This is a genomic window from Vibrio sp. V38_P2S17PM301, assembly GCF_009904845.1.
GTDB lineage: Bacteria > Pseudomonadota > Gammaproteobacteria > Enterobacterales > Vibrionaceae > Vibrio > Vibrio proteolyticus.
In genome coordinates this window covers 1-9,232 of the sequence record NZ_WXWO01000005.1, presented here as the reverse complement: position 1 = coordinate 9,232, position 9,232 = coordinate 1, and the positions used below count along the sequence as shown (strand labels likewise).

Sequence of the window (9,232 nt, the reverse complement as noted above, 5' to 3'; positions counted from 1 at the left end):
GTCCTGAAGGGTTGTTCGAGACTAGAACGTTGATAGGCAGGGTGTGTAAGCGTTGTGAGGCGTTGAGCTAACCTGTACTAATTGCCCGTGAGGCTTAACCATACAACACCCAAGGGGTTTTGATGGACTCAATGAAAGAACATTGAATGTGTAAAAACGAGAATTAAAAAACAGCTTTCCGAATTTTAAGAATTTGCTTGGCGACCATAGCGATTTGGACCCACCTGATTCCATGCCGAACTCAGCAGTGAAACGAATTAGCGCCGATGGTAGTGTGGGGTTTCCCCATGTGAGAGTAGGACATCGCCAGGCTCTTAAATTTTAAAGAGCCCGTTGTATGACGGGCTTTTTTAGTCCACCGACACAAAATTTTGTGTGCTGATATAGCTCAGGTGGTAGAGCGCATCCTTGGTAAGGATGAGGTCCCCAGTTCGAGTCTGGGTATCAGCACCAGTTATTCTCTCTAATGAGAACACAATTTGCTTAGCGACCATAGCGCTTTGGACCCACCTGATTCCATGCCGAACTCAGAAGTGAAACAGAGTAGCGCCGATGGTAGTGTGGGGTTTCCCCATGTGAGAGTAGGACATCGCTAGGCTCTAAATACTGAAAAACCTCAGCCTTTGGCTGAGGTTTTTTGCTATTGGAGCGTTATTTGTTCTCGTTGAGTTGCCAGTCATAGTCGTAATTTATCTTCCCATCGTAATGTTGCAGTTCAGTACGATAGGCACCTAAATGTTCTAAGAGCTGCTGCCGATCACCAAAATCCTCGCTAAACCATTCATAAATAGAAGACAGCACCAGTGTACCGTTCGATTTTTGGGCGCCTTTGCTACTGTTAATGAATTCGCGGGCTGCTTTTTGTAATAGCGCTTCGCTGTTCTCTGCGGTGAAGGCTTGTTGCTGTAAATTCGGACAACCCAGGCTGGCACAGTTGACGGCGTAGTGCGTACGCGGATCATTCCAGATAGGGCGTAAAATACGATGCTCAATGTCATTCAGTGTCAGAGGGTGACCGTTAATTTTCGTGATCTCTTCATCCCATGGGCCGAAACTGAATAGCCCACCTAATTTAGTGATGGAACTGACGGGATAGCTGTCGAGGATCAGTTCTACGGTCATCGCGTTATACAAATTAACCCAATATGCATACTGCTCAGCTTTGGAGTAGCGTAATGGGTCAATACTGCTCAGCATACGCAGGTAGCTATTGAGTTTTTTGCGATCGGCGGGTTTCACCTGTTGATAAGTAAACAAGGTAAACTCTCCTTCCTTCACCAGATACCGATCCAGAAGCTCCTGCCATGCCTGATGTGAAATGGATAATGTGCTGCTTTCGTCACTTTGTTGCCAGTATGGCCACAGTTCCGCTTTAGGGGCTGCATAGCTGTAAAAAGAAAGGGCAGTTAAGAGTAAAGTCAGCAAGCGCGTCATAATAAATTCCAAATGAATGATTTGAAGAGTAGACCCACTTCAAGCGTAATTGCTTTCAATAAAAAAGGCTGGCTCATGGCCAACCTTTTGTGATCTTTGCTCAGGTAAATCTCAGCGCAAGAATTCGGGGATCTTCGCCTCGTAGTTTGAAATTTTGTCTTCGTGTTGTAGGGTCAGACCTATGTTGTCTAAGCCGTTTAACAGGCAGTGACGGCGAAACTCGTCAATCTCAAATGAATACTCTTTGCCATTAGCCCGCACCAGGTTGGCTTCCAAATCAACCTCAATCTCAGCGCCTTCGTTCGTTTCAACGAACTGGAAGATTTCATCCACTTCTTGTTCGGTTAGGCGTACAGGAACCATTTGGTTGTTGATGGAGTTGCCGTAAAAAATATCCGCAAAACTTGGGGCGATCATCGCTTTGATACCATAATCGGCCAGTGCCCAAGGGGCGTGTTCACGTGATGAGCCACAGCCGAAGTTTTCCCGCGCGAGCAAGATAGAGGCGCCCTGGTAGCGTGGCTGGTTCATGACGAAATCCGGATTTGGCTGTTGGCCTGCATCATCCAAGAAGCGCCAGTCGTGGAAGAGGTGCTTGCCAAAGCCTAAGCGAGACACCTTTTGCAAGAACTGTTTAGGAATGATCGCATCGGTGTCGACGTTTGCTGCATCCAGAGGAACCACTAATCCTGTATGTTGTTTAAAACCTGACATCTGTTCTCTCCTTAGTCCAACTCACGAATATCAACGAAGTGGCCAGCAATCGCAGCGGCTGCTGCCATAGCAGGGCTGACCAGATGGGTGCGGCCATCTCGGCCCTGACGACCTTCAAAGTTACGGTTTGAGGTTGACGCGCAGCGCTCCCCGGGACCTAAACGGTCGTTGTTCATTGCCAGACACATAGAACAGCCTGGTAAGCGCCATTCAAACCCCGCTTCCTTAAATATCACGTCCAAACCTTCAGCTTCCGCCTGCGCTTTGACTTGTTCTGAGCCTGGGACAATCAATGCCTGAACGTGAGCAGCAACTTGTTTGCCTTTCGCTATGGCTGCCGCCGCGCGCATGTCTTCGATACGCGAGTTGGTGCAAGAGCCAACGAAGACTTTATCCACTTTATAGTCAGACAGCGATTTGCCCGCTTCCAGTCCCATGTAAGCCAAGGCTTTCTGCGCAGAAGCGCGTTCGACTGGATCGGAGAAACTTTCTGGTGCCGGGATTGGCTCATCAACGGCAATCACTTGACCCGGGTTAGTTCCCCAAGTGACCTGAGGCTTAATGTCGGCAGCATTGAGTGTCACCACCGCATCAAACTCTGCATCATCGTCGGTACTGAATGTTTTCCAGTATTCAACGGCCGCTTCCCAGTTAGCTCCGGTGGGGGCGAACTTACGCCCTTTGATGTACTCGAAGGTGGTTTCATCTGGTGCGATTAGACCCGCTTTAGCGCCTAATTCGATCGCCATGTTACACACCGTCATACGGCCTTCCATTGTCAGGTCGGTGATTGCTTCACCGCAGAATTCGACCACATAGCCTGTTCCGCCTGCAGCGGTGGTTTTACCGATGATGGCCAGCACGATATCTTTGGCTGTTATGCCTGGTGCAACTTTACCCTGCACGTCAATTTTCATGGTTTTAGCACGCGCTTGCTTCAACGTTTGAGTGGCCAGGACGTGTTCCACTTCGGAGGTTCCGATACCAAACGCCAATGAGCCAAATGCACCGTGGGTGGCGGTGTGAGAGTCACCACATACGATGGTCATTCCCGGCAGGGTAATGCCCAGCTCCGGCCCCATCACGTGGACGATTCCCTGATATTTGTGGTTGATATCGTACAGAGTGACGCCGAACTCTTCACAGTTCTTTTTCAGCGTTTCCATCTGAATGCGCGCCATCTCACCTGACGCATTGATGTCTTTGGTGGTCGTGGATACGTTGTGATCCATGGTCGCGAACGTTTTGCCAACCTGACGAACCGGTCGGCCTTTCTCACGCAAGCCATCAAACGCTTGTGGTGAAGTGACTTCATGCACCAGATGACGGTCGATATACAGAATTGGGTTTTCGCCTTCGGCGGCTACGGCCACATGCGCGTCGTAGACTTTTTCATACAGAGTTTTGCCCATTGTGTTTGCTTCCTGCGTGCCTGAGCCGTGCGTAAAGCTCGGTCTCAGACAACGATATTCTTGTTATGAGTTTAAAATGTAACTGGCGATGGTATCGCCCATGGCGGAGGTCGACAGTGCCGGATGGTCACCGGCCAGATCGGCCGTTAGCTCACCGGCAGATAGGGCCTGAGATACCGCTGTTTCAATATCCTGCGCCGCCGCTTCCTCACCCAGGCTGTAACGTAGCATCAACGCTGCCGACAGAATCTGTGCCACTGGGTTGGCGATGTTCTTACCTGCAATATCCGGTGCGCTGCCGCCTGCTGGTTCATACAGGCCGAACTTGCTCTCATTCAGACTTGCTGACGGTAGCATACCCATCGATCCGGTAATCATGGCACATTCGTCTGAGATGATGTCGCCGAAGATATTTGAACACAGCATGACGTCAAACTGCGCCGGATCTTTGATCAACTGCATGGTGGCGTTATCGATGTACATATGGGAAAGCTCGACATCCGGGTAATCTTTGGCGATCTCTTCCACCACTTCTCGCCACAGGATCGAGCTTTGCAGCACGTTCGCTTTGTCAATGGAACACACTTTCTTATTGCGCAGACGTGCCGATTCAAATGCAATTTTGGCGATGCGTTCGATCTCGAAACGGTGGTAGATCTCAGTATCAAATGCTTTTTCGGTCGCGCCTTCGCCTTCACGGCCCTTAGGCTGGCCAAAATAGATACCGCCCGTCAACTCACGAACCACGACAATATCAAAACCACGCTCAGAAATATCAGCGCGCAAAGGAGAAAAGGCTTCCAGACCAGTGTGGATTTGAGCTGGGCGTAGGTTACAAAATAGCTGGAAGTGTTTGCGTAGTGGCAGCAGGGCACCGCGTTCAGGTTGATCATTCGGTGGCAGGTGTTCCCATTTCGGGCCTCCCACCGAGCCGAACAGTACGGCATCTGCTTCTTCACACGCGCTGATGGTGCTTTCAGGCAACGGACAACCGTGATTATCGATTGCGATGCCGCCTACGTCATGCTGCTCACGCTCGAAGGTGATTGAGTGCTTCTTTTCAATCGCATCCAGTACTTTGTTTGCCTGTGCCATCACTTCCGGGCCGATCCCATCTCCGGGTAATACGGCGATTTTGTAATGTTTGTCTGTCATGTTTGTCCTTTCTTGTTCATTATCTGACCCCGGAGGTACGATTTCCCTCCGGAAGCGTTTTATACTGTTGTGATGCGTTTTTGTTTAATTTCAGCCACTTGATCCGCACGGTGAATGCTGTTGATCACATGCAGCAGCGCCTGGCCAGACGCTTCGACGATATCGGTCGAGACGCCAGTGCCGTGATACTTACGGCCTTTATAATTGGCAATGATGTCCGCCTGCCCCAAACCATCTTCCCCTTCCCCTTTGGCGGTCAGGTCAAACTTGTCCAGCACGATATCGTACCCAGTCACGCGGTAAATACACTGGTATAACGCATCGACCGGACCATTACCGACGGCTGCCTCGCATTTTTCTTCATCACCACACAGCAGTTTGATGCTGGTCGTTGCCATCACGCTGCCGGACTGCACACTCAGGTAGTTCAGTTTGTAGAAGTCGTCTTCTTCACGCAGGTTTGAGAAGTGCATTAAGGCTTCCAGATCGTAGTCGAACACTTGGCCCTTGCGATCGGCCAGCTTCAGGAAATCTTCGTACAGTGCGTTCAGATTATACTCTTCTTCTTTATAACCCATGGCATCCATATGACTTTTCACTGCAGCACGGCCGCTGCGACTGGTCAGATTCAACGCCTGGTTCTTCAGGCCGATGGACTCCGGTGTCATGATTTCGTACGTGTTTTTGTTCTTCAACATGCCATCTTGGTGAATACCGGACGAGTGACTGAAGGCGTTGGCACCGACGATGGCTTTGTTGCTCTGGATCGGCATGTTGCACAGTTGGCTGACCAACTTACTGGTACGGTGGATCTCTTCGTGTTTGATGCCGGTGTGTACGCCTAAGAACTCTTGGCGGGTTTTGATGATCATCGCGATCTCTTCCAGCGAACAGTTACCAGCGCGCTCACCAATACCGTTGATGGTGCCTTCTATCTGACGTGCGCCGGCCTGCACCGCGGCAATCGAGTTGGCGACCGACATTCCTAAGTCGTCATGGCAATGGACGGAAATCACCGCTTTATCAATGTTTGGCACGCGGTTGAACAGGGTCTGGATGATGCCACCAAATTCGCTTGGCACGGTGTAGCCCACGGTGTCTGGGATGTTAACTGTGGTCGCGCCTGCGTTGATTGCGGCCTCAACCATGCGGCACAAATTGTCAATCGGAGTACGACCGGCATCTTCGCACGAGAACTCGACATCATCGGTATATTTACGCGCATGTTTGACGGCGTTAACCGCCATTTCTACCACGTCATCATAGCTGCGGCGCAGTTTGTCTTTGACATGGATGGTTGAGGTGGCCAAAAAGGTGTGGATACGGAACTGGTCCGCCACTTTGAGCGCTTCGGCGGCGGCATCGATGTCTTTCGCAACGGCACGCGAAAGGGCACAAACTCGGCTGTTTTTAATGTTTTTAGCGATAGTTTGTACGGACTCGAAATCACCCGGTGAAGAGATAGGGAAGCCTGCTTCGATCACATCAACGCCGAGCCTTTCAAGCGCATACGCAATCTGCAGTTTCTCTTTAACCGTCAAGCTTGCTGACAACGCTTGTTCGCCATCACGTAACGTGGTGTCGAAGATTATGACCTGATCGTTCATGTTTGCTTCCTTTTGCGATGAGTAATCGTTTTACTTCCGGTATTTAGGTATAAAAAAACCCGCATCTGCGTGCGGGTCTAGTATCATTCTGTGAGGTTATTTTTCTTCCACAGCCTACCCGCGCGATCTGGTCACGATAAGGAGGAGGCTAAGCAAGAGAGAAAAACGTGCTGTCATGTTGTTAAGCGTTCCACAGAATTAAGTTAACAAATTAGTACCGCACTCAATGGAGCGCGTCAACCCTAAAATTGCTTTTTTATTCGCCGGTGCCTAATCCAGGGGCAAATTCATCGTTTGGACTGATTTTAACCAGAGTCACTTATTATGATGAATAATAAACCTGTTAAGGAGCAGGGTAACTGGCCTACAATTAATCAATGATTAATTGTCGAGATCATCTATGCAACAGACAACACGGTCAGAAAAGGCACGCAGAGTGGGCCGGCCGAGTAATCAAACTCACGCACGTGAACACTTGATCCATCATGCCCGGGAGTTATTTACCGTGATGGCGTATGACAAGGTTTCTACCCGTTTGATTGCTCAGCGAGCTGGTGTGAACAGCGCGATGATCAGCTATTATTTCGGCAATAAAGAAGGCTTGTTCGAGACTATGTTGCGCGAGACGCTCGCGCCAGTGCAACAAAAGCTCAATACCCTGATCAAACATGCTTCACGTGGGCATTTTATCGACATTATGCGTACCTATTACCGGGAAATGGTTAAAGTGCCTCAGTTTCCGCGTCTGGTCATGCAACTGATGAACATGCCACCGTCCGACACACAAAGAAAGCTGATGGAAAAAGTGTTTATGGACATCAGTAAGCCGATGCAAGACGTCATTTTTGATCGTCTGGTGCAAGAGCAGGTGATTCGGCCGGATATGGATCCCAAGCTGTGTCGGATTTCATACATCAGCCTGATGGTGTTTCCGTTTATGGCGCCCCCGTCGATGCTGGCACTACATGGAGTCGAACTCAGTGACGAGTTTCTCGATCGCTTGTTTGAACACAATATTCGTCTGATGACCAGCGGGTTTCTCACCACTTCGGATAGTAATGCCAGCGGCTGAGCTGGTTTGTCACCATATCTCCAAACAATCTTCATGTTTCTGTCACTTGGGGCTCCTAACATCTTTTCAACAATGAGTGGAAGGTTTGCAGGAGCAACAAGATGAGAGCTATCGAACCGATTGCCAAACTTGACCTGGCATTTTCTCTGTTTTGTCTTCAACACAGATTCAACCAACAGGTTGCCCAAATGAGTAAAGCCATTTCGCACACCGGGGATGGCCATCTGTATCTTGTGATTGGGTTGTTGGCTTGGTGGCTGGATGGCCCTACCGGAGCGATGTTTCTGGCCGCTGGACTGAGTGCCTTCGCACTTGAACTGCCTATCTATTGGCTAACCAAAAACAGTTTTAAGCGCCGTCGACCGGACGAGTTTTCTGACTTAGTGGTGTCTTTTATTACCCCTTCTGACCGCTATAGCCTGCCATCAGGCCACACGGCCGCCGCCTTCCTGATGGCTACTTTAATTGGTCACTTTTACCCGGATCTGCACAGCTTTGCCCTGTTGTGGGCGGCCGCCATTGGTGCGGCCCGTATTCTACTCGGGGTGCATTTCATCAGCGATGTGCTGATCGGTATGTTATTGGGAGTGGGCAGTGCCACTTTCGCCATCTCAGTTGTTGGAGGCTAACGATTGAAAATCTTGTACGGTGTTCAGGGAACCGGAAATGGGCATATTGCTCGGGCCAGAGCTATGAGCAAAGCGCTGAAGCAGCGTGATCTTGAGGTAGATTTTCTCTTCTCCGGCCGTGCGTCGGACAAATACTTTTCCATGGACGACTTTGGGGACTATCAGACCCGGCGGGGGATGACGTTCGTGACAGAAAAAGGCCGGGTGAATTACTGGAAAACCGGGCTGAATAACAGCCTGATCCAGCTAAACAAGGAAATCGCAGCATTGGATCTCAGCCGCTACGATCTGGTGCTGAATGATTTTGAGCCTATCTCAGCCTGGGCGGCAAAAAAGCAGAAGGTCACCTGCATCGGTATCAGCCATCAGAATGCATTTCGCTACCCGGTGCCGCTGAAAGGAGCCTCCTGGCTGGATAAGCGGGTGATTGAGCATTTTGCGCCGTGTGATCAGCATATCGGTTTGCACTGGTACCATTTTGATCAGCCGTTGCTGCCGCCAATTGTCCACACCTTGGGTGAGAAAGCGCGCCTAGAGCAGTATGTGCTGGTTTATCTGCCATTTGAATCGGTAGATGATATTTGTGAACTTTTGTTTCGTTTCGGCAATCAGCGTTTTGTCTGCTTCCATCCAGCGGTGACAGGCTTGCAAGATCTGGAAAACGTTACGCTACGTCCGCTGTGCCATCAGGGTTTTCAACATCACCTGCAGCGTTGCTCGGGTGTGATCGCCAATGGCGGATTTGAGTTGCCTTCCGAGGCGTTGACCTTGGGTAAGAAACTGCTGCTCAAACCGCTGGCTGGTCAGTTTGAACAGCAGAGCAACGTCGCCACACTGGAAAACCTTGGATTAGCGAGCTCGATGGATTTCTTAGACGCCTCTGCCGTGCGCAGTTGGCTGGATGAGAAAGAAGCAGAAAGCGTGTCGTACCCGGATGTGGCCGGGGCGATTGCTGACTGGCTGGTTGGTGGTGATTTGTCTGATCCGGCGTCGCTCAGTCACGCGTTATGGGAAAAAGTCGATTTTCCCAGTTATGTTATCAATCTGTAACGCCGATATTGATCCTGCCTTTTGCTGTACCTATTGACGTATTCAACGTGTCAATGGGTAAAAAACGCTCAGCTTTGTCACTGATAAAATCATTAGAAAATTATGAAAGGGCTAAAAAAGCCCTTTTATGCTTTTTTATAAAAAGATTATATTGTTGAT

8 protein-coding genes, 1 tRNA gene and 3 rRNA genes are annotated in these 9,232 nt (G+C 49.9%); 7 read left to right on the top strand and 5 right to left on the bottom strand.

The features are described 5' to 3' along the window. The 4 genes from CAG64_RS01955 to rrf (CAG64_RS01940) all read left to right on the top strand — a co-directional run. Positions 1 to 102, top strand: a 23S ribosomal RNA gene (locus tag CAG64_RS01955); the annotation flags it as partial. Between the two features lie 94 nt (positions 103 to 196). Continuing rightward, positions 197 to 312 (top strand): 5S ribosomal RNA (rrf, locus tag CAG64_RS01950). A gap of 65 nt (positions 313 to 377) precedes the next feature. Beyond that, positions 378 to 453 (top strand) — tRNA-Thr (locus tag CAG64_RS01945). Between the two features lie 29 nt (positions 454 to 482). Next, a 5S ribosomal RNA gene (gene rrf / locus CAG64_RS01940) occupies positions 483 to 598 on the top strand. A 53-nt stretch (positions 599 to 651) separates the two neighbouring features. On the opposite strand, the gene CAG64_RS01935 is transcribed toward rrf (CAG64_RS01940), so the two are convergent. The 5 genes from CAG64_RS01935 to leuA all read right to left on the bottom strand — a co-directional run bounded on the left by CAG64_RS01935 (position 652) and on the right by leuA (position 6,322). Beyond that, positions 652 to 1,434, bottom strand: a complete 783-nt coding sequence (locus CAG64_RS01935; RefSeq protein ID WP_161488839.1) for a DUF547 domain-containing protein — start codon at positions 1,432 to 1,434, stop codon at positions 652 to 654. 111 nt (positions 1,435 to 1,545) lie between these two features. Further along, on the bottom strand, positions 1,546 to 2,148 hold the full coding sequence (leuD, locus tag CAG64_RS01930) for a 3-isopropylmalate dehydratase small subunit (RefSeq protein WP_161453320.1): 603 nt from the start codon (positions 2,146 to 2,148) through the stop codon (positions 1,546 to 1,548). A gap of 11 nt (positions 2,149 to 2,159) precedes the next feature. Then, on the bottom strand, positions 2,160 to 3,560 hold the full coding sequence (gene leuC, locus CAG64_RS01925) for a 3-isopropylmalate dehydratase large subunit (protein ID WP_161453319.1): 1,401 nt from the start codon (positions 3,558 to 3,560) through the stop codon (positions 2,160 to 2,162). 63 nt (positions 3,561 to 3,623) lie between these two features. Further along, the gene (gene leuB, locus CAG64_RS01920; RefSeq protein WP_021706887.1) at positions 3,624 to 4,715 is read right to left on the bottom strand and encodes a 3-isopropylmalate dehydrogenase; all 1,092 of its coding nucleotides are present in this window, start codon (positions 4,713 to 4,715) and stop codon (positions 3,624 to 3,626) included. Between the two features lie 59 nt (positions 4,716 to 4,774). Continuing rightward, the gene (leuA, locus tag CAG64_RS01915) at positions 4,775 to 6,322 is read right to left on the bottom strand and encodes a 2-isopropylmalate synthase (RefSeq protein WP_021706888.1); all 1,548 of its coding nucleotides are present in this window, start codon (positions 6,320 to 6,322) and stop codon (positions 4,775 to 4,777) included. A 400-nt stretch (positions 6,323 to 6,722) separates the two neighbouring features. Here leuA and CAG64_RS01910 point away from each other — a divergent pair, with 400 nt between their 5' ends. From CAG64_RS01910 to CAG64_RS01900, 3 genes are all read left to right on the top strand, one after another. Further along, the gene (locus CAG64_RS01910; protein WP_161454305.1) at positions 6,723 to 7,394 is read left to right on the top strand and encodes a TetR/AcrR family transcriptional regulator; all 672 of its coding nucleotides are present in this window, start codon (positions 6,723 to 6,725) and stop codon (positions 7,392 to 7,394) included. A gap of 101 nt (positions 7,395 to 7,495) precedes the next feature. After that, positions 7,496 to 8,023, top strand: a complete 528-nt coding sequence (locus CAG64_RS01905; protein WP_021706890.1) for a phosphatase PAP2 family protein — start codon at positions 7,496 to 7,498, stop codon at positions 8,021 to 8,023. Positions 8,024 to 8,026: 3 nt separating this feature from the next. Then, a complete protein-coding gene (locus tag CAG64_RS01900) occupies positions 8,027 to 9,073 on the top strand; it encodes an MJ1255/VC2487 family glycosyltransferase (RefSeq protein ID WP_161488840.1) in 1,047 nt (348 codons plus the stop codon). The last annotated feature ends 159 nt before the right edge of the window (positions 9,074 to 9,232 follow it).